Below are 21,153 nucleotides of genomic sequence, written 5' to 3'. Positions count from 1 at the left end.
GACTATTCCGGCATTCACACTGCCCTGTCACCCTGGCGTACGCGTCGCCGCAACGACCGCTGCGGGGGCGGCTGCTTGCAGGTGTTCGCCGCCATCGCGAGGCGTCGGCTCCGGACGCGTGGAGCGCTCCGATTGCGCCAGCAACGTACCGACCGACGGGTCGATGGCATCGGTGAAAGGCTTCGGATCCAGTCCGATTGCGAGCACCAGCAGCGCCATCGCGCCGAGCAACACGAATTCGCGCTTGCCGACATCTTTGAGGTTGCCCACACGCGCATTCGCAATCGCGCCAAAAATCACGCGCTTATACATCCACAACGTGTAGGCCGCGCTCAGAATCAGCGTAGACGCCGCCATTGCGCCGATCCAGAAGTTGAAGCGAATCGCGCCCATCAGCACCATGAATTCCCCGACGAAACCCGACGTGCCCGGAAGGCCGACATTCGCCATCGAAAACAACATCACGAACGCGGCGAAACGCGGCATGGTGTTGGCAACGCCGCCGTACTCGGCGATCGCGGCCGTTTTGGTGCGATCGTAGAGCATGCCCGTGCACAACAGCATGGCGCCGGACACCACGCCGTACGAAAGCATCTGCACGATCGCGCCGGCCTGACCGATACGGTTGAAGACGAACAGACCGAGCGTGACGAGGCCCATGTGAGCCACCGTCGAATACGCAAGCAGGCGGCGCATGTCGGTCTGCACGAGCGCGAGAAGACTCGAATAGATCACTGCGACCAGCGACAGCGTGATTATCATCGGCGCGAAAAAGTGGCTTGCCTGCGGTGCAATCGGCAATGCGAAACGCAACAAGCCGTAGCCGCCGAGCTTGAGCATGCCGATCATCACGGCAGCGCCAGTGGGACCGTCGAGGTGCACGTCGGGCAACCATGTATGAAGCGGCCACATGGGCACCTTCACGCCGAATGCCGCGAGGAAGCCGAGAAAGATCAGTACTTGAGGCATCGTGCCAAGGCGCGTTTCCCGCCACAGCGCGAGGTCGAAGCTATGCGTCTGGCTGTACAGATACAGCATCGACATCAGCATCATCAGCGAGCCAAGGAACGACACGAAGAAGAACTTCACTGCGGCATACGAGCGATTGGAGTGCCCCCATGTGCCGATCAGCAAATAAAGCGGAATCAACGTTGCTTCGAAGGAGACGAAGAACATCATGCCGTCGAGCGACGTAAACACGCCCTGCATGAAACCGGACAACATCAGGAATGCACCGAAGTACTGCGCAGTGCGCTCGGTGATCGATTCCCACGAAGCGACCACGATGATGATCGTCGTCAGCGCGGTCAGTGCGACGAGCCACAGCGAAATGCCGTCTACTCCGATGTGCCACGCGATATCGAAAGTCGGCGACCATCTGACGTTTTCGACGAATTGCATCGACGTCGCTTCGTTGCGGAAATTTGCGACCAGCGGAATCACGGGCACAAAGCCCGCAAACGCGCCGATCAATGCGAGCCACCGCGTACGGTCGCGAGCCGTGTCCGACCCAGCTCGCAAAACGACGAGGCCGGCAACGATAGGGATCCAGATAAGCAGACTAAGGAGAGGCAATGGCATGTGCGCTGTCGAAAACTTGAAGTACAAAACGTCGTACCAACGCTTTCGATTTCGAAAGCATTGAAGCGAATATGTAGGGTTCGGGGCCAGCAGGGCGACGTGTGCAGACTTCGCTCGACTACACGTTTACCCGCAGTCGAACGACGAGGTGGGAGATTACCAAGATAAGAATAGTTTTGCAGCGCAACATTGCGCTGATGCCCTAGACAATGACTTATTGCGGCAGCTTCACTTGCACAAGCTGCAAAAATGTGCACTTGCACAAACAGCGCGAAGATCCTTTCCCGCCAAGCGAATTCCCCGCAGAAGCACGCATTTTGAGGCCCATTTGCGGGCAGTTCATGACGTGCTCGATGGCCATATCGTCGCGAGGCACACACAATGCGTTCGACAGCGCCGCGTATGGGTCTTTTCGCGCACCGATCTGCGGCCCGCGCTGTCTTGGACAGAAATATTTTTTATGCAGGTGCAGGCACGGGACGCGGTGCGGTGTCGGGAAAAGCCGTCACCGGACGCAGGCTTCACACGACGAGCGGATGCGCCGACGCACCTTACAGAAGCCGAATATACTTCGGCGGTCAACACATCGAAGGCCGCTCATTCAGCGAGCGGATGCAGCCGCGTCGACCTCATTTTCCGGACCTTGCATGGTGTTTTCTCACGAAGGTGTCGTTCCCGCGCTCGAGTGCCGCGGGCTCAGCAAGACTTACGGCGCGGGCCGCGTCGTGCTCGCAAATCTCGACTTCTCGCTCGCGCCCGGAGAATTTGTCGCGATTATGGGCGACTCAGGCGTCGGGAAATCGACGCTGCTCAATCTGATCGCCGGTCTGGACCAGGCGGACAGCGGCGATGTGATGATCGGCGGCCATGCCGTGTCGCGTCTCGACGACAATGCCGCGACGCGTCTGCGCAGGCAAAAACTCGGTTTCGTGTTTCAGGCGTTTCACGTGCTGCCACATTTGACGCTTGCGCAGAACGTCGCGCTGCCACTGCTGCTAAACGAGTTGCCCTCTTCCGCGGCGCTCGACATGCTTGCGGCAGTTGGACTCGAAGGCCGCGGTGACGACTTTCCGCGGCAACTGTCGGGCGGCGAAATGCAACGCGTTGCGATCGCACGCGCCCTGGTCCATCGCCCTACTCTGATCCTCGCCGACGAACCGACCGGCAACCTCGATCCCGATACCGCCCACGGCGTGCTCGCGTTGTTTCGTGCGCAAAGCAAGGCGACCGGCGCGGCCACGATGATGGTGACGCACTCGGAGGCCGCTGCCGCCGTCGCCGACCGCATCATGATTCTCAGCGATGGCGGCTTGCACGCCGCGTCGGAAGTGCCGGCATCTTCACAGGTGCAACACGGCGCGCGAACCACTGCCCGTTCAACCGATGACGCCCGCTGATTCGCAGCGCTCCGCACTCGGACGCGGACATCGCATTCTTGCACGCTGGCTGCTCGCCGCCGAATGGCGCAGTCATCGGGCACGCGCGCTCGTTGCGATTGCAACCATCGCGTTGGGTGTGGCGCTCGGTTACGCTGTGCAACTGATCAACAGCGCGGCCTTCAACGAGTTCTCCGCTGCGGCGCGCAGCCTCTCCGGCCAGGCAGATCTGCAGGTTCGCGGCGCTCAACCGCTACTCGACGAGTCGATCTATCCGCGCCTCGCCACGCAAAAAGGTGTCGCGCTTGCAAGTCCCGTTCTTGCGCTAGACGTCACGGTGCCGGGACAGAACACGGCTTTACCTGTTCTCGGCATCGACGTGTTCAAGGCAAGCCGCATTGCGCCGGACCTGATGGGCGTGCCGTCGACCGGACAGCCTTTCGACACGCTCGCGTCCGACGCCGTGTTTCTCTCGACCGCCGCGCAAGAATGGTTGCACGTAAAGACGGGGGATCAGGTAGCGCTCCAGAGCGGCACGTCGATCGTGCACTTGCGCGTGGCCGGTGGCATTGTGAGAACAAGGCCGGGTCAACGGCTCGCGATCATGGATATTGCCGCGGTTCAATGGAAATTCGGCAAGGTCGGCAAGCTTTCGCGCGTCGACGTGCAGCTCGAGCGCGGTGTCGACCGCGAGCGCTTCAAACGCGATCTGCAAAATGAGTTGGGCAGCCAATGGGTCGTCGCCGAAGCGCGTGACGTCGAGAGCCGCACGGACCGGCTGTCGCGCGCCTATCGAATCAACATGAACGTGCTCGCGCTGGTTGCGCTTTTTACCGGGGCGTTCCTCGTGTTCTCGACGCAGGCACTCAGCGTGGTGCGTCGTCGCGCGCAGTTTGCGATGCTGCGCGTGCTCGGACTGACGCGCGGCCAACTGTTGCGTCAGATCCTGCTGGAAGGCGCGCTACTCGGCTTGCTTGGTTCGCTATGCGGCCTCGCGCTCGGTTATGCGCTCGCTGCCGGCGCGTTGCGTTTTTTCGGCAGCGATCTCGGCGGCGGCTACTTTCCCGGCGTGCAGCCGCAGGTCGGCTTCGAACCAGTCGCAAGTGCGATTTTCCTGACGCTCGGCATCGCCGTGGCAGTTCTCGGCAGCCTCGCGCCGGCATTGGAAGCGGCGCGCGCACGGCCCGCCTCCGCACTCAAGGCCGGTGCCGAAGAAGGGGCGCTCGCGCGGCTCGCCACGCCGTGGCCCGCCCTCTTGTGCCTGGTTATCGCCGCGCTTCTCACGCAAGCGCCGCCATGGTTCGACGCGCCGATTGGCGGTTATGTGGCCGTCGCGCTACTGCTGATCGGCGGAATTGCATTGATGCCGCGGGTCACCGCCTTCATATTCGGCGTAGCGAGCCGGGGGTTCGCATCCCGCTCACGGGCCGGCGCGGCCAGTACGCTTGCGCTCGCGCGTCTCGCGAATGCGCCGGGCCATGCGTCGATTGCAATGGGCGGCGTGTTGTCGAGTTTCGCGCTGATCGTGGCGATGGCGATCATGGTGGCCAGCTTCCGCGTGTCCGTCGAGGACTGGCTGGTTCATCTACTGTCGGCCGATCTTTACGTGCGCGTCGCGGAAAACGGCGACACAGGCGGCTTGAGTCTTGCCGAACAGACGCGGCTTGCAGCGGTGCCGGGCATTGCAAGGGCGGCGTTCGCACGCACTTCACATATCACGCTCGACCCGGCGCGTCCGGACGTCGCGATACTCGCACGAGAGATCGACGCAACCGATCCGGGTGCAAATCTGCAAATGACGGGACCTGTGCTTACGCCGCGCGATCTGCAAAGCGCTGAAACACCTGTTTGGGTGTCCGAAGCAATGGTCGATCTATATGGTTATAAGCCCGGACAGCGTATCCGCTTGCCCGTCGGCGAGCGCGCAAATGTGTTCGTGGTGGCCGGCGTATGGCGCGATTACGCGCGGCAGACGGGCGCGATCCAGATACGGCTTGCCGACTACCGTCGCCTCACCGCCGACACGAGCGCTACCGATGTCGCGGTCACCGTCGAGCGAGGTTCGAGCATCGAGCGCACGATAGCCGGGTTGCGTGCACTGCCTTTCGGCGCGAGGTTGGACATCTCGCAACCTGGCGCCATTCGCGCGCGCACGCTCGTGATATTCGACCGAAGCTTTGCAGTCACATATCTGCTGGAGGCGGTCGCTATCGTCATCGGCTTGTTCGGCGTGGCCGCAACATTTTCGGCGCAGACGCTCGCACGCGCTCGCGAGTTCGGCATGCTGCGGCACGTCGGCGTGACGCGCTCGCAAATTCTCGCGATCCTCGCCCTCGAAGGCGGCATGCTCACCGCATGCGGCATCGCAATGGGCTTCGTTCTCGGCTTCGCGATCAGTCTGATTCTCGTATTCGTCGTCAATCCGCAGTCGTTCCACTGGAGCATGTCGCTGCATGTTCCGTGGACGATGCTGGCCACAGTTGCGCTCGTGATGCTTGCGTCGTCGTGTTCGACAGCGGTGATTGCGGGACGTGGCGCCATTTCCGTGGATGCAGTGCGCGCGGTCAAGGAGGACTGGTGATGCGAGCTTTGCGCCGGCTATTGGCGCTTCAATCCATGCATTCGGCGAAAGCGGGGATCGAGGTTTCGGCCGCGCGTTTCCGCCAGACTCGCCCACGGGTCTCGCACTTGTTCGTTGTCGGCGCGTTCGCCTTGTCGGCCAACATAGCCTTTGCCGCAACGCCGGAATTCGCCGTTGTCACGAAAGACCATCAGATCGCGCTGCCGATGGACACCGGCGCTCACGCCGATTTTCGCACCGAGTGGTGGTACGCCACCGGCTGGCTGACTACGCCCGATAACCGGCCGCTCGGTTTTCAGATCACGTTCTTTCGTTCAGCAACGGGACACGATGCCGCCGATCCGAGTGCTTTCGCGCCTTCTCAATTGATCATCGCACACGCCGCATTGAGCGATCCGACACTCGGTCACCTCGTGCACGACCAGCGGATTGGCCGCGAGGGATTTGGCCTTGCCTACGCAAAGCCCGCGAATACCGACGTCAAGCTCGACGCGTGGAAAATCGTTCGTGCCGTCAATGGCCGCTACGATGTCACTGCCGATGCCGGCGAGTTCGCGTTGCATCTCCAGCTAACGCCGACACAGGCCCCTTTGATTCAGGGCGAACATGGCTACTCACGCAAAGGCCCGCGGCCGGAACAGGCGAGTTACTACTACAGCGAGCCGCAATTGCGCGTGTCGGGCAGCGTGAGGCGACCGGGCGTCAACAGCGATTCGTCGCAAGGCGACACTGCCGTGACGGGCGTTGCATGGCTCGATCATGAGTGGTCGAGCACTTTGCTCGACGCAAATGCGGTTGGATGGGACTGGCTGGGCGCGAATCTATCCGACGGTTCAGCGCTGATGGCCTTCAAGGTGCGCAGCCGCGACGGACATGCGACGTGGGCCCATGCTGCATTCCGCGACCGCGACGGACGAGTCACGACGTTCGCTCCGGGCGAAGTCGACTTTACGGCTCGTCGCACATGGCGCTCGCCGCGTACGAACGCGTCATACCCGGTGTCGATGTCGGTGCGAACCGGTGCGCTGACATGGCAACTCGATCCGCTGATGGACGACCAGGAACTGGACTCGCGGCAGTCTACGGGCGCGGTGTACTGGGAAGGCGCGGTGCGCGTGAGCCGCGACGGCGCGGATCTCGGGCGGGCTTATCTGGAGCTGACGGGTTATGCGAACGCGCTGCGGATCGGCAGGCAGTGAGGGGTGACGTGGCCTCGCTGTTTTATCGTCGCGTTTTTTCGCCGCGTAAACGCAGAAACCCCACCTTTGCTGGGGTGGGGTTTCTGATACTGCTGGGGAGCCTGACGATTACCTACTTTCACACGGGCAATCCGCACTATCATCGGCGTGGAGTCGTTTCACGGTCCTGTTCGGGATGGGAAGGGGTGGGACCGACTCGCTATGGTCATCAGGCTTTGACGGGTTGCCGTACTGCCGGTGGGGCGGTACAGCCAATCGGGAAGAAGTAGTTTCTGGTGATGCTCACCAGACGATGCGGGGTTGTGCTGTATCGGGCACAACACTGATCTCTGAACCTGGGTGTCTGGCGCGAACTCACTGCGAGTTCAAGCGCATCCCCTTCGGGGATCGGACCAGTGTAGGCGCTGAAGCGCCAACGCTGGTCGAGACACACCTGTTATAGGATCAAGCCTTACGGGCAATTAGTATCAGTTAGCTGAGCACATTACTGCGCTTACACACCTGACCTATCAACGTCCTGGTCTTGAACGACCCTTCAAGGGGCTCGAAGCCCCGGGGATATCTCATCTTAAGGCGAGTTTCCCGCTTAGATGCTTTCAGCGGTTATCTCTTCCGAACATAGCTACCCGGCGATGCCACTGGCGTGACAACCGGTACACCAGAGGTTCGTCCACTCCGGTCCTCTCGTACTAGGAGCAGCCCCCTTCAAATATCCAGCGCCCACGGCAGATAGGGACCAAACTGTCTCACGACGTTTTAAACCCAGCTCACGTACCTCTTTAAATGGCGAACAGCCATACCCTTGGGACCGGCTACAGCCCCAGGATGAGATGAGCCGACATCGAGGTGCCAAACACCGCCGTCGATATGAACTCTTGGGCGGTATCAGCCTGTTATCCCCAGAGTACCTTTTATCCGTTGAGCGATGGCCCTTCCATACAGAACCACCGGATCACTATGACCTGCTTTCGCACCTGCTCGACTTGTCGGTCTCGCAGTTAAGCACGCTTATGCCATTGCACTATCAGCACGATTTCCGACCGTACCTAGCGTACCTTCGTACTCCTCCGTTACACTTTGGGAGGAGACCGCCCCAGTCAAACTGCCTACCATGCACTGTCCCCGATCCGGATTACGGACCAAGGTTAGAACCTCAAACAGATCAGGGTGGTATTTCAAGGATGGCTCCACGCAGACTGGCGTCCACGCTTCACAGCCTCCCACCTATCCTACACAGACCGGTTCAAAGTCCAATGCAAAGCTACAGTAAAGGTTCATGGGGTCTTTCCGTCTAGCCGCGGGGAGATTGCATCATCACAAACACTTCAACTTCGCTGAGTCTCGGGAGGAGACAGTGTGGCCATCGTTACGCCATTCGTGCAGGTCGGAACTTACCCGACAAGGAATTTCGCTACCTTAGGACCGTTATAGTTACGGCCGCCGTTTACCGGGACTTCAATCAGGAGCTTGCACCCCATCATTTAATCTTCCGGCACCGGGCAGGCGTCACACCCTATACGTCCACTTTCGTGTTTGCAGAGTGCTGTGTTTTTATTAAACAGTCGCAGCCACCAGTTTATTGCAACCCCTTCACCCTCCTGGCGCAGGCCAGTCAAGCTACAGGGGCGTACCTTATCCCGAAGTTACGGTACCAATTTGCCGAGTTCCTTCTCCCGAGTTCTCTCAAGCGCCTTAGAATACTCATCTCGCCCACCTGTGTCGGTTTGCGGTACGGTCTTGTTGAACTGAAGCTTAGAGGCTTTTCCTGGAACCACTTCCGATTGCTTCGTCACCGAAGTGACTGGCCTCACACCCTTGAATTACGCGCCCGGATTTGCCAAAGCGCCTTCTCCAATGCAAGGACCGGGACTTCCAACACCCGGACAACCTTCCGCGATCCGTCCCCCCATCGCATTCAACAATGGTGCAGGAATATTAACCTGCTTCCCATCAGCTACGCATTTCTGCCTCGCCTTAGGGGCCGACTCACCCTACGCCGATGAACGTTGCGTAGGAAACCTTGGGCTTACGGCGAGGGGGCCTTTCACCCCCTTTATCGCTACTCATGTCAGCATTCGCACTTCCGATACCTCCAGCACACTTTCCAGTGCACCTTCGCAGGCTTACGGAACGCTCTCCTACCATGCACATAAATGTGCATCCGCAGCTTCGGTATATGGCTTAGCCCCGTTACATCTTCCGCGCAGGACGACTCGATCAGTGAGCTATTACGCTTTCTTTAAAGGATGGCTGCTTCTAAGCCAACCTCCTGACTGTTTTAGCCTTCCCACTTCGTTTCCCACTTAGCCATATTTGGGGACCTTAGCTGGCGGTCTGGGTTGTTTCCCTCTTGACACCGGACGTTAGCACCCGATGTCTGTCTCCCGTGATTGCACTCTTCGGTATTCGGAGTTTGCTATGGCGTAGTAATCCGCAATGGACCCCACAACCATGACAGTGCTCTACCCCCGAAGGTGATACACGAGGCACTACCTAAATAGTTTTCGGAGAGAACCAGCTATTTCCAGGTTTGTTTAGCCTTTCACCCCTATCCACAGCTCATCCCCTAACTTTTCAACGTTAGTGGGTTCGGACCTCCAGTACGTGTTACCGCACCTTCATCCTGGCCATGGATAGATCACCTGGTTTCGGGTCTACACCCAGCGACTGAACGCCCTGTTCGGACTCGCTTTCGCTACGCCTGCCCTAATCGGTTAAGCTTGCCACTGAATGTAAGTCGCTGACCCATTATACAAAAGGTACGCCGTCACCCCTTACGAGGCTCCGACTGTTTGTATGCATGCGGTTTCAGGATCTGTTTCACTCCCCTCCCGGGGTTCTTTTCGCCTTTCCCTCACGGTACTGGTTCACTATCGGTCGATCACGAGTATTTAGCCTTGGAGGATGGTCCCCCCATCTTCAGACAGGATTTCACGTGTCCCGCCCTACTTGTCGTACACCTAGTTCTTCCTCGCTGTTTTCGTCTACAGGGCTATCACCTGCTATGGCGGCACTTTCCAGAGCCTTCGACTAACAATGAAGATAAAGAGTACAGGCTGCTCCCATTTCGCTCGCCACTACTCTGGGAATCTCGGTTGATTTCTTTTCCTGCGGTTACTTAGATGTTTCAGTTCACCGCGTTCGCTTCACATGACCTATGGATTCAGTCATGGATACTCCATACGGAGTGGGTTTCCCCATTCGGACATCTACGGATCAAAGCTCGTTTGCCAGCTCCCCGTAGCTTTTCGCAGGCTACCGCGTCCTTCATCGCCTGTGATCGCCAAGGCATCCACCACATGCACTTGTTCGCTTGACCCTATAACGGGTGTGTCTCTGTCGATTCACAATCGTTACAGGTTGAGTATTCGTGTTGCGCCGTATTCCAAAGCAATCTTTCGATCACTTAAAAATACATCGATACAATCACAACCCTGATTCACCTACTCATGTACCCATCTCTAAGTACACTTTCGTGAATCTCTTTACTACTTCTTCCTGATTGTTAAAGAACGTTCAGCCGATAGCGCGATTGCTGTAACCGCGTATCCTTACTGACTGGCTCAATCGCCAATGCACAACGCTCTGTGTACCTGACACAGAACCCTACGCATTGAGGATTGGTGGAGGATGACGGGATCGAACCGACGACCCCCTGCTTGCAAAGCAGGTGCTCTCCCAGCTGAGCTAATCCCCCAGTCATACAGTGACCCCAGAGGTATTCAGACGCCCAGCGCACCAGACAAGACAGTGGTGGGTCTGGATGGATTCGAACCATCGACCCCCGCCTTATCAAGACGGTGCTCTAACCGACTGAGCTACAGACCCCTGAGTCTGTCTGCGTTTCTTTACTACTACAGCCGATAAGCGTGAGCGCTCAACGTTTGACACGTCTAGCTCGAGAAAGGAGGTGATCCAGCCGCACCTTCCGATACGGCTACCTTGTTACGACTTCACCCCAGTCATGAATCCCACCGTGGTAAGCGCCCTCCTTGCGGTTAGGCTACCTACTTCTGGTGAAACCCACTCCCATGGTGTGACGGGCGGTGTGTACAAGACCCGGGAACGTATTCACCGCGGCATGCTGATCCGCGATTACTAGCGATTCCAGCTTCACGCACTCGAGTTGCAGAGTGCGATCCGGACTACGATCGGTTTTCTGGGATTGGCTCCCCCTCGCGGGTTGGCGACCCTCTGTTCCGACCATTGTATGACGTGTGAAGCCCTACCCATAAGGGCCATGAGGACTTGACGTCATCCCCACCTTCCTCCGGTTTGTCACCGGCAGTCTCCCTGGAGTGCTCTTGCGTAGCAACTAGGGACAAGGGTTGCGCTCGTTGCGGGACTTAACCCAACATCTCACGACACGAGCTGACGACAGCCATGCAGCACCTGTGTTATGGCTCCCTTTCGGGCACCCCCACCTCTCAGCAGGGTTCCATACATGTCAAGGGTAGGTAAGGTTTTTCGCGTTGCATCGAATTAATCCACATCATCCACCGCTTGTGCGGGTCCCCGTCAATTCCTTTGAGTTTTAATCTTGCGACCGTACTCCCCAGGCGGTCAACTTCACGCGTTAGCTACGTTACCAAGTCAATGAAGACCCGACAACTAGTTGACATCGTTTAGGGCGTGGACTACCAGGGTATCTAATCCTGTTTGCTCCCCACGCTTTCGTGCATGAGCGTCAGTATTGGCCCAGGGGGCTGCCTTCGCCATCGGTATTCCTCCACATCTCTACGCATTTCACTGCTACACGTGGAATTCTACCCCCCTCTGCCATACTCTAGCCCGCCAGTCACAAATGCAGTTCCCAGGTTAAGCCCGGGGATTTCACATCTGTCTTAGCGAACCGCCTGCGCACGCTTTACGCCCAGTAATTCCGATTAACGCTTGCACCCTACGTATTACCGCGGCTGCTGGCACGTAGTTAGCCGGTGCTTATTCTTCCGGTACCGTCATCCCCCACGGGTATTAACCACGAGGTTTTCTTTCCGGACAAAAGTGCTTTACAACCCGAAGGCCTTCTTCACACACGCGGCATTGCTGGATCAGGCTTGCGCCCATTGTCCAAAATTCCCCACTGCTGCCTCCCGTAGGAGTCTGGGCCGTGTCTCAGTCCCAGTGTGGCTGGTCGTCCTCTCAGACCAGCTACAGATCGTCGCCTTGGTAGGCCTTTACCCCACCAACTAGCTAATCTGCCATCGGCCGCCCCTGTAGCGCGAGGTCCCGAAGGATCCCCCGCTTTCCTCCGCAGAGCGTATGCGGTATTAATCCGGCTTTCGCCGGGCTATCCCCCACTACAGGACACGTTCCGATGTATTACTCACCCGTTCGCCACTCGCCACCAGGGTTGCCCCCGTGCTGCCGTTCGACTTGCATGTGTAAGGCATGCCGCCAGCGTTCAATCTGAGCCAGGATCAAACTCTTCAGTTCAAACCTGTTACTGTTTTCGGTTGTTTTACCAACCGGTCGCTCACTCAACGTACTGACGAAGTGTTCAACCATCTCTCGATGACCAAACCTTCCTTTCATTACTGTGTGAGACTTGATACTTTCGCTTTGCGCCAGACCCCGAAAGGCCCGGCTCGCGTCGCGCATCAAGCGCCCACACTTATCGGCTGTTAGTTTTTAAAGATCATTCGTGAAGAAGCTCTGCTTTCTTCGCGTCCGTCATCAAACGGGAGGCGAATTATGCGATGCAGCCCGCAGCCCGTCAACCCCTCATCTGCAATTATTTTCAAAAAGTTGAAAACGGAACTGGCAGTACTTTTTCCGGGTATCTAAAAATAGTTAGGTATCCAACACAATTTGGCCGCCTGTCCGATTACGAACACACGGAAGAACCGACCCTGCGGTCCCGCACCAACTAAAGATCTCTCGCCGGTCGCCGTTAAACTGGATATCCCGCCACTCAAACGATCGCTGCTCAATGGACGAATCAGCCGACCAGCAAGTCCCGAATCCCGCGCCAGCAGCGCCTTCGTCGGTCCTCAGCGCCGACGCCGTACCGGTAGGCACACCGCTCGAGTGGCCGATCGTCGATGCAGACGGTTCGCTGCTTTTTGCAGGCGGCACAGTTCTCGCGACTGCCGACGAAAAAGCCTTTCTCTTCAAGCACTTCGAGCCGCGCCGCGGCGACCTGCCGGACGCGCCAGCACAGCCAGCGGCCGTAGCGGATACGCATGCCGAAGCGCAGACACCGCTGACGCTCGCCGACATGCACGTCGAAATCGGTGCATTGGTTGGCGTACGCCTGCAAATGGGCAGCGGCGCGCCAATGCATCCATGCCGCATCATCGGTTTTGCGCCCAATCATTCGCTGTTCATCACTCCGCCGCTTCAGCAGGGCCGCATGCTTGCGCTCGGCCTGGGTGAAAACGTCGACATCGTAGCGATTGCAAGTCAGGCAGTGTTCAGATTCGTATGCACCGTCGAAGCCGTCTGCCGCTCTCCGTTCGATTACGTGGTGCTATCCCGCCCCGGCCCAATCCGGCGTCTGCGCGAACGCAAGTCGATGCGCGTTCAAACGCATTTCGCGGTGCGCTTCGGCGTCGGCGAAACCGGGGACACCTACGACGGTCTCGGCGTAGCGAAGAGCCTCAGTGCGCTTGGCATGTCGCTGATGGCGCCGTGGACCCTGGGTGCCGTCGGCGACCGGTTGCGCGTGGCTTTCCGGCTCGGATCGGCGGAGATGGACACAGAGCTACGGACCACGGCTGTGATCCGAAACCTGCAGAAAAGCACTGGCGCCGACACTTCTTCGGTTCATGGACTCGAATTCGATCAACTCGAACCGGCTCAGCAGATAGCGTTGAAGGTCTTTGTGTTCGATCGTCAGGACGATGTGCAGCAGTGGTCGCACGGCTTGAAATAACCCGCAGCGAGCAGTCTGCGAAGCGCGCTTGCGTATCAACCAATCAGTTCTTCCGGCGTGACACGGCGTGCGCCCCAGGCGCTCGCCATCCGCTCACAGCGGCCGAGCCGTATCGAGCCGCGCTCGAAGTCGACGAATACGACTTCGTCTGCATCCAATGGGCGCGTCGCTTGATCAGTTGTGCGGCCGTCGGTCAGAACCCAAAGCCAGCGCTGTTGCGCCGGGCTGCGGCGCGCACTGCGCCCGAGCAACTGCGTTGCATGTCGAATGCCCGCTGCGAACGGCGTCCCGCCGCCACCGCCGACGGGCTCAAGCCAACGCTCGTTCCACCAGCGCGGCACTGCGGGGCCAAAGCGCAGGTCTGCGCCGGCGCCGCCGAAGCAGATCAGCGCAGCCTCGGCGCGCATTGCACTCGCGCGATCGAACAGCGCAATCAGCAGACCTTTCGCGAGTGCGAGGCGCTGGCCGGCCAGCATCGAGCCGGAGCAGTCGAGCACGAAACAGTGCAGCACACCGCCGGGCGGCGTCTCGCGCACGAAACGCAGATCTTCGGCACGCAGCGCGGGTTGCCCGCGCTCTTCTCGCTGCTCTTTCGCTCGTCGCTGTCCACTCGCAGCAAACGTCTGCGGCCATGCGATACGCCGCGTTGGCTCGCCACGCGGATCTGCACGCACATTGCTGCACGAACGCGAGTGCGTCTGCGCCCGTTGCCGCCATCGGAAACCGCTGCGCGAGTCAGCGGCGGCGCCCTTCCGATGGCTCAGCGTTTTTTTACGTTAAGCGGTATGACGCCTTTGACGTGCGTCGTCGCGGATGGCTGCGGCGGCAAATAGCCCCAGTCGCCATCGCCGGCCTCGACATCAGAAGATGAGGGCATAGCCGAACTCTGCGGCAAATCGCGTGACATTGCTTCGCCACCAGCCGCATTGTCAGCAGTCGACGTATCCCGCTGACGCCGCCTGTGCACGAGCACCGCTTCGGCGACGCTATCCACGTGCTGCGACGTTACAGCATCGCTCTGCTCCAGCGCCGCGAGCGCTCGCGCGGCGCGGAGCATCACCAGGTCCGCGCGCAAGCCGTCTACTGCGGCGTCGATGCACAACGCGCTGACATGCGCATGCACGGCGCCGTCGAAAGAAAGCTGCGCGAGCTTGTTGCGTGCCGCACGGATCCGCTCGACGTAATGCGCCTGCTCACGAGCATAACTGGCGCGAAAGGCCATCGGATCGAGATCGTATGCGAGCCGCGCCTTCACGATCTCTTCACGCACGCGCGGCTCGAAACAGTTCTGCAACTCGACCATCAAGCCGAAACGGTCGATCAACTGCGGCCGCAACTCGCCCTCTTCGGGATTCATGGTGCCGATCAGCACGAAGCTCGCCTCGTGACTATGCGATACGCCGTCGCGTTCGACGGTGTTCACACCGCTCGCTGCGACGTCGAGCAACGCGTCGACGAGCGCATCGGGCAGCAGATTCACTTCATCCACATACAGCACGCCACGATGCGCCTTGGCTAGCAGACCGGGCGAAAAGCGCACGGAGCCGTCACGCAATACGGTTTCGATATCGAGCGTGCCGATCAGACGATCCTCGCTCGCGCCCAGCGGAAGATTAACCAGTTGCCCTTCGGGCAGCAGCTCGGCGAGCGCGCGCGCGGCTGTCGATTTAGCCGTGCCTCGCGGCCCGCTCACCAGCACGCCACCCAGCCCCGGATCGATCGCGGCGAGCAACAGCGCTTGCTGCAACGGCGCCTGACCGATCAATGCGGAGAAAGGAAACGCCGGCCTTTGCGCGGGGTTTTGCGCAGGATTTGGCCGCGCATCTTGCGTGGCTGCATTCATGATTGCATTCCTTCAATCTGCTGTTCGCTCGCGAGCAGATGCTGTTCGACCTGAGCGCGATAGTCGCCGGGCGTCTGCCACAGACCGCGCTGCATCGCTTCCAGCAGGCGCTCGCAAATCGAATGTAACGCATGTGGATTGTGCCGTTGCAAGAACTCGCGCGTATCCGCATCGTTCAGGTAAGCATCGGTGACGAGCGCATATTGATGGTCCGCAACCACGCGCGCGGTCGCATCATAGCCATAGAGATAATCGACCGTTGCTGCAATTTCAGAAGCGCCTTTATATCCATGGCGCTTAACACCGTCGATCCATTTGGGGTTGACCACGCGCGAGCGCACTACGCGCGCGATTTCCTCGTGAAGCGTGCGAACGCGCGGTGCGGCGGGGTTGCTGTGGTCGGCGTGATAAATGCTCGGCTGATTGCCGGCAAGATGGCGTACGGCCGCGACCATGCCGCCCTGAAACTGATAGTAGTCGTTCGAATCGAGCAGATCGTGTTCGCGGTTGTCCTGATTCTGCAATACGACGTCCATCGCGGCGAGGCGTGTGCCGAATGCGTGACGCGCTTCTTCGCCGGCGTTTTTCTGCGTGTACGCATAACCGCCCCAAGCCTGATATGCATTCGCGAGGTCGGCGTCGGTCTGCCATTGCTGCGAGTCGATCATGTCCTGCAAACCGGCGCCGTAAGCGCCCGGACGCGCACTGAATACGCGCCAGCCGGCGCGCTTGCGTGCCTCGGTCGCGTCCATACCGTGTGCGATCAACGCATCGCGTTCCCGCAGCACACGCTCGCGGATCGGGTTTAGTTCTGCTGGTTCGTCCAGTTCGGCGACGGCTTGCACCGCAACATCGAACAGATGCATCACGTTCGCAAACGCGTCGCGGAAAAAACCGGACACACGTAGCGTGACGTCGATGCGCGGCCGGTCGAACGCTTCGATCGGCATGATTTCGAAGTCGGTCACGCGATGGCTGCCAGGCGCCCACTTCGGTCGCACCCCAAGTAGTGCGAGCGCTTGCGCAATGTCGTCGCCGCCGGTGCGCATCGTCGCGGTGCCCCACACGGACAGACCGATCGCACGCGGGTAATCGCCATGTTCCTGCAAATGCCGCTCGATCAACTGCTGCGCCGACTTGAGCCCCAACGACCAGGCCGCTTGCGTTGGGACCGCACGCGTGTCGACCGAATAGAAGTTTCGGCCGGTCGGCAGTACATCGGGTCTGCCACGCGATGGCGAACCGCTCGGCCCCGGCGGCACGAATCGCCCTTCGAGACCGCGTCTGAGATGCGTCATTTCCTGCGTACCGCATGCGTCGAGCCGAGGCAGCACGTCGTTGCGCAAGCGCTCGATCACGCGCTCTGCTTGCGGCAGCGGCGCCTTCGCCAATGCGCTCGCCGTATCTGTATGCGCATGCGCTTGCGGCTCGCATAGGCCCCGCAGCATTTCCGCCGCGAACAGTTCCAGACGCTCGCGCGTATCGCCGCAATGCCGCCAGGGCGCATTGCTGACCTGTTGCAGAATGTCGGGACGCGCACCCGTCCAGGCCGCGGACCAATCCACCGATAGCGGGTCGAAAAAGTGATCGATCTGCAGATCGCGCGCCAACGCATCGATCAACCCTGCGTTGCCACCTTGCCCATCGCCGACGGGAAAGCGCGCTAACGCAAGCAGCGTATCGCGTCGTTGCGCTGCTTGCGGCGATTGGCCGAACGTGTGCAAACCATCGCGAATCTGCGCTTCTTTCAGTTCACACAGCCACGCATCGACGCGCGTGAGCAACGCATCTTCGTCGTCTTCACCTTTCGGCTCGGACAGGCTCAATTCTTCATGCAGCTTATGTTCGACGATAGTCGCGAGAATCGTGCGCCGTAACAGCTTCGAGCGGCGCGGGTCCACCATCAACGCTTCATAGTATTCGTCGACCTGGCGCTCGAGGTCCTGCAACGGACCGTAGCTTTCGGCGCGCGTGAGCGGCGGCATCAGATGATCGACGATCACGGCTTGCGCGCGGCGCTTGGCCTGACTGCCCTCGCCCGGATCGTTGACGATGAACGGATACAGATGCGGCATGGGCCCGAGAATCAGATCCGGCCAGCACGTATCGCTCAACGCAACACTCTTGCCGGGCAGCCATTCGAGGTTGCCATGCTTGCCGACATGCACGACCGCGTCGATGCCGAACTGATGACGCAGCCAGAAATAGAACGCGAGATATGCATGCGGCGGCACGAGCTCGGCGTCGTGATAACTCGCGTAATCGCCTTGCTCGCGCGAACGCGACGGCTGAATGCCGACGAACACGTGGCCGCAACGCCAACCCGCAATCATGAAACGGCCGCGCCGCACGCTCGGGTCGTGCTCTGGCGAGCCCCAACGCGCATTCAGCGCATTGCGCGCTTCGGCGGGCAGCGCGTTGAAATGGGTGAGGTAATCGGCAAGCGCTAAGCTTTGCAAAGCAGGCCGCAGATCGCGCACCACCGGATCGTTCGTCACGCCCTCGGTCAGCTTCTGCAACAGCGCATCGCCGTTTTCGGGCACGGTTGCCACGCGATAGCCTTCGTCGCGCAACATCGACAGAATTCCGACCACCGACGCCGGCGTATCCAGTCCGACGCCATTCCCAATGCGACCCTCGCTCATCGGATAGTTGGCGAGAATCAGCGCGAGTTTCTTGTCCGCGTTGCCGAGCGAGCGCAGGCGGCCCCAGCGGCGGCTCAGCTCGGCAATAAAATTCACGCGTTCGCGATCGGGCTGATAACGCACCACGTCGACTTCCGTATGCGGACAGCGATACGCGAGTCCCTTGAAACTGATTGCGCGCGTGATGATGCGACCGTCCACCTCGGGCAGCGCGACATGCATGGCGATGTCGCGCGAATTCAGGCCTTGATTGTCCTTCAGCCAGTCCTCGCGGTTGCCGCCGCTCAGAATCACCTGAAGCACAGGCGCGTCGCCGGCGAGCGCGAGCGGTTCGGGATCATCGATCGCGGACGCGGCGAACGCAGTCGTGTTGAGTACGAGCGCCGCGTTATGTTGCGCGCACAACGACTGTACGACTTCGCGACTCACCGCGTCCTTCAATGACGTAATCGCGATTGGCAGCGGGTTCACGCCTTGTGCGTCGAGCGCTTCGATCAGCGCGTCGAACACCGCTGTGTTGGCCGCCTGAAGATGCGCCTTGTAGAACAGTATCGCCGCGACGGGCGCGTCGTGCCGCCAGCGCGCTTGCCAGTCGGCGATTGTCGGCGTGTCGCGTTGTGGATGGTAAAGCGACGCGGCCGGCAACGCGCGGGGCGGCGCAGGCTCGTGTCCCCAACCGAGCGCGCGATACGCGATGCAGCGCAGAAACGCCTCGGCATTCTGGGGACCGCCTTCCCGCAAATAACGCCACAACTGATGGCATAGATCCGCGTCCGCGGTGCTGCGCGCAAGCAGATTGGGATCTTCCTGCAGATCGCCCGAAAACATCGCGAGCGTTTGCTGTTTGCGCTCCGCTAGCGCGACGACCTGTTCGATACCGTACGGCCAATACGCTTCGCCGCCAAGATGATCGACTACGACGACGCGCGCGTGTTGCAGCACATCTTCGACGTAGAAATCCACCGACGCCGGTTGCCGCAGATACGTTACGTTCGCGAGGCGCACGCTCGGAAAGCCGTCGCCGAGACGAGGAAACACGCTTGCCAGCAGCGACAACGTGGTGTCCGCAGAACTGAGCACGACGATATCCGCAGGCCGCTGATCGATACGGATCACGCCTTGCGTATCGTCGACGAAACCGCCCGGCGTGGTGCGCAGCAGATGCATGTGCGCTTACGCCTGCTGCACTGCGACGCCCGGCACCTGCGCGTTCGACACGCCCAGCGCCGCGTCGAACGCGCGCTGCAGCGCGGCTTGATCGAGGTCTTCACCGATCAGCACGAAGCGGCTTTCGCCCGCCTCGCCGGGTTGCCAGCGCCGATCGAAATAGCTGTCGAAGCGCCGGCCCACGCCCTGAATCACGAGACGCATTGCTGCGCCCGGCAAGGCCGCGAAACCCTTTACACGGTAGATCGTGTTGCTCTGAACTAGCGCTTGCAGTGCGGCGATTACCGCGTCACGCGACAGCACGTTTGCATGCACCACTACCGAATCGAATTCATCGTGGTGATGATCCGGGTCGTCAGCCGATCCGTGATGGTCGTGGCGCAGGTGAATCGTTTCTTCGGATGCCGCTTCGAGCCCGAACAGCGTGTGCAGATCGAGTTGCCCCATGTGCGCGCGCACGACCTTCACTTGCGGCGGAATCTCTTCGCGGATCACGGCTTCGACCGCGTTCTGACGAGCCTCATCGAGCAGATCTGTTTTGTTCAGAATCACCAGATCGGCTGAAGCCAATTGATCTTCGAACAATTCGTGGAGCGGCGATTCATGGTCCAGATTGGGATCGGCTTTGCGCTGCGCGTCGACAGCGAGCGGGTTTTCCGCGAACTGGCCGCTTGCGGCAGCGGGACCGTCGACCACGGTAATCACTGCATCGACGGTAAAACTGTTTTTTATCTGCGGCCAGTTGAACGCCTGTACGAGAGGCTTCGGCAACGCGAGACCCGATGTTTCGATCAGCACATGGTCGATCTGCTCACGGCGCTCAACGAGCTTTTCCATCACCGGAAAAAACTCCTCTTGCACCGTGCAGCAGAGGCAACCGTTCGCGAGTTCATACAATTGCCCTTCCGTTTCGACACCATTCTCGTCGCAACCGATGCCGCAACCCTTCAGGATTTCGCCGTCGATACCAAGTTCGCCGAACTCGTTGACGATCACCGCGATGCGCTTGCCGCCCGCGTGCTGGAGAATGTGCCGCAACAGAGTGGTCTTGCCGCTGCCGAGAAAGCCCGTGACGATGGTGACGGGGATCTTGCGCATTTGAGTTTGCATCGTGAGGTCCATCCCAGGAGTTGCAGGCGCCGGCCGGCGTAGTCCGCACGCAAGAGGTCCAGCGCGTACCTCAAGCATGAACGACGGCCTTGCTACAACAGGAAAAACGCAGAAAACGGGTGTGAGGGCATGAGCGCAGCGCCGCATCCCCGCGACGTTCGCCCTTCGTGTTCCGGCCGGTATCCGGGCTGGCGAAAGCGCCGCTTCCCCTTCCCGAACGAGTGATTTCTCGCCCAGTGGTGATATGCCCACGCGGCCTTGCGCGTGGACACCGAAGCCGGCACTGCGACGCCACGCAAACCGCCGTGACGTCACTTTTCGCTTACCGTTGCGGGGGCAGCACAGGTTGACCCAAAACCGTGACAGGCGGGCGCCCTGTTTCCCGTTTAACTGCATGCGCACGAGCGCGCACACGAGCACCAGAAGTGCGTGCGAGTTTAGGCCGACCGTCTGGCGCCGTCAAGTAAACGCGGGCCCGGCGCGCTTATCACACGGGCTTCTCGTGTGCTATCGTATGCGCGCGTTTGGTGCCCGCACATGCATTCGCGTGTGCAGTTAAACGGGAAACAGGCAGCGCTCCTGCGCTCAATCTGTGCTGTCCCCGCAACGGTAAGCGACCTGCGGTGCAATGTTCATGCTGCGCCGCGCATGCGTTTTCGATGCCACTGTCCGATACATTCGAATGAATGCGGGCGGGAAGGCAAAGCGCGTGAGGCCGCCAGCCCGGATACCGGCCAGATGCGGAGGTGGCCGTGCGTTTCTCGACGTCACGCC

The 21,153-nt window shown here is 60.0% G+C and carries 9 protein-coding genes, 2 tRNA genes, 3 rRNA genes and 2 riboswitches; of the genes, 4 read left to right on the top strand and 10 right to left on the bottom strand.

The features are described from left to right. Window positions 1-27 precede the first annotated feature (27 nt). Window positions 28-1,581, bottom strand: a complete 1,554-nt coding sequence (locus OH764_RS22945) for an NADH-quinone oxidoreductase subunit M (RefSeq protein ID WP_498850925.1) — start codon at window positions 1,579-1,581, stop codon at window positions 28-30. Between the two features lie 647 nt (window positions 1,582-2,228). On the opposite strand from OH764_RS22945, the gene OH764_RS22940 reads away from it, so the two are divergent. From OH764_RS22940 to OH764_RS22930, 3 genes are read left to right on the top strand one after another with little or no spacing between them, the layout of a single operon-like run. Further along, complete coding sequence (locus tag OH764_RS22940) at window positions 2,229-2,978, top strand: ABC transporter ATP-binding protein (protein ID WP_498850924.1); 750 nt, start codon at window positions 2,229-2,231, stop codon at window positions 2,976-2,978. Next, complete coding sequence (locus tag OH764_RS22935) at window positions 2,965-5,538, top strand: ABC transporter permease family protein (RefSeq protein ID WP_498850923.1); 2,574 nt, start codon at window positions 2,965-2,967, stop codon at window positions 5,536-5,538. The genes OH764_RS22940 and OH764_RS22935 overlap by 14 nt, the downstream gene beginning before the upstream one ends. Next, the gene (locus OH764_RS22930) at window positions 5,538-6,737 is read left to right on the top strand and encodes a lipocalin-like domain-containing protein (protein WP_498850922.1); all 1,200 of its coding nucleotides are present in this window, start codon (window positions 5,538-5,540) and stop codon (window positions 6,735-6,737) included. The genes OH764_RS22935 and OH764_RS22930 overlap by 1 nt, the downstream gene beginning before the upstream one ends. A gap of 99 nt (window positions 6,738-6,836) precedes the next feature. On the opposite strand, the gene rrf is transcribed toward OH764_RS22930, so the two are convergent. From rrf to OH764_RS22905, 5 genes are all read right to left on the bottom strand, one after another. Further along, window positions 6,837-6,950, bottom strand: a 5S ribosomal RNA gene (gene rrf, locus OH764_RS22925). A 227-nt stretch (window positions 6,951-7,177) separates the two neighbouring features. Continuing rightward, window positions 7,178-10,056, bottom strand: a 23S ribosomal RNA gene (locus tag OH764_RS22920). 302 nt (window positions 10,057-10,358) lie between these two features. Continuing rightward, window positions 10,359-10,434, bottom strand: a tRNA-Ala gene (locus OH764_RS22915). Window positions 10,435-10,488: 54 nt separating this feature from the next. After that, window positions 10,489-10,565: transfer RNA gene (locus OH764_RS22910), tRNA-Ile, on the bottom strand. A 75-nt stretch (window positions 10,566-10,640) separates the two neighbouring features. After that, window positions 10,641-12,173, bottom strand: a 16S ribosomal RNA gene (locus tag OH764_RS22905). The 16S, 23S and 5S rRNA genes sit together here with 2 tRNA genes alongside, the layout of an rRNA operon. A 496-nt stretch (window positions 12,174-12,669) precedes the next feature. Here OH764_RS22905 and OH764_RS22900 point away from each other — a divergent pair. Next, the gene (locus OH764_RS22900) at window positions 12,670-13,614 is read left to right on the top strand and encodes a flagellar brake protein (protein WP_498850921.1); all 945 of its coding nucleotides are present in this window, start codon (window positions 12,670-12,672) and stop codon (window positions 13,612-13,614) included. Window positions 13,615-13,649: 35 nt separating this feature from the next. On the opposite strand, the gene OH764_RS22895 is transcribed toward OH764_RS22900, so the two are convergent. The 4 genes from OH764_RS22895 to cobW form a co-directional block, all read right to left on the bottom strand. Further along, window positions 13,650-14,288, bottom strand: coding sequence for a vWA domain-containing protein (locus OH764_RS22895; RefSeq protein WP_498850920.1), 639 nt, complete (start codon window positions 14,286-14,288; stop codon window positions 13,650-13,652). Window positions 14,289-14,374: 86 nt separating this feature from the next. Next, window positions 14,375-15,457: a magnesium chelatase ATPase subunit I gene (locus OH764_RS22890; protein WP_498850919.1), complete on the bottom strand. Its 1,083-nt coding sequence runs from the start codon at window positions 15,455-15,457 to the stop codon at window positions 14,375-14,377. Beyond that, window positions 15,454-19,269 (bottom strand): cobaltochelatase subunit CobN, encoded by a 3,816-nt coding sequence (cobN, locus tag OH764_RS22885; protein WP_498850918.1) that lies wholly within the window; start codon window positions 19,267-19,269, stop codon window positions 15,454-15,456. The genes OH764_RS22890 and cobN overlap by 4 nt, the downstream gene beginning before the upstream one ends. 6 nt (window positions 19,270-19,275) lie before the next feature. Then, window positions 19,276-20,379, bottom strand: a complete 1,104-nt coding sequence (gene cobW, locus OH764_RS22880; RefSeq protein WP_498850917.1) for a CobW family protein — start codon at window positions 20,377-20,379, stop codon at window positions 19,276-19,278. Window positions 20,380-20,536: 157 nt separating this feature from the next. Continuing rightward, window positions 20,537-20,818: riboswitch (cobalamin riboswitch) on the bottom strand. Between the two features lie 69 nt (window positions 20,819-20,887). After that, window positions 20,888-21,132: riboswitch (cobalamin riboswitch) on the top strand. Window positions 21,133-21,153: the final 21 nt, after the last annotated feature.

The organism is Burkholderia sp. M6-3, assembly GCF_050858985.1.
Taxonomy (GTDB): Bacteria; Pseudomonadota; Gammaproteobacteria; order Burkholderiales; family Burkholderiaceae; genus Paraburkholderia; species Paraburkholderia caledonica.
Note: the sequence above shows the minus strand (reverse complement) of the source record. Positions and strands in the feature narration are given on the sequence as shown.

Coding starts and splice junctions, on each gene's coding strand:
- OH764_RS22945 (WP_498850925.1), bottom strand. CDS start 1,581: ATGCCATTGCCTCTCCTTAGTCTGCTTATCTGGATCCCTATCGTTGCC.
- OH764_RS22940 (WP_498850924.1), top strand. CDS start 2,229: ATGGTGTTTTCTCACGAAGGTGTCGTTCCCGCGCTCGAGTGCCGCGGG.
- OH764_RS22935 (WP_498850923.1), top strand. CDS start 2,965: ATGACGCCCGCTGATTCGCAGCGCTCCGCACTCGGACGCGGACATCGC.
- OH764_RS22930 (WP_498850922.1), top strand. CDS start 5,538: ATGCGAGCTTTGCGCCGGCTATTGGCGCTTCAATCCATGCATTCGGCG.
- OH764_RS22900 (WP_498850921.1), top strand. CDS start 12,670: ATGGACGAATCAGCCGACCAGCAAGTCCCGAATCCCGCGCCAGCAGCG.
- OH764_RS22890 (WP_498850919.1), bottom strand. CDS start 15,457: ATGAATGCAGCCACGCAAGATGCGCGGCCAAATCCTGCGCAAAACCCC.
- cobN (WP_498850918.1), bottom strand. CDS start 19,269: ATGCATCTGCTGCGCACCACGCCGGGCGGTTTCGTCGACGATACGCAA.
- cobW (WP_498850917.1), bottom strand. CDS start 20,379: ATGCAAACTCAAATGCGCAAGATCCCCGTCACCATCGTCACGGGCTTT.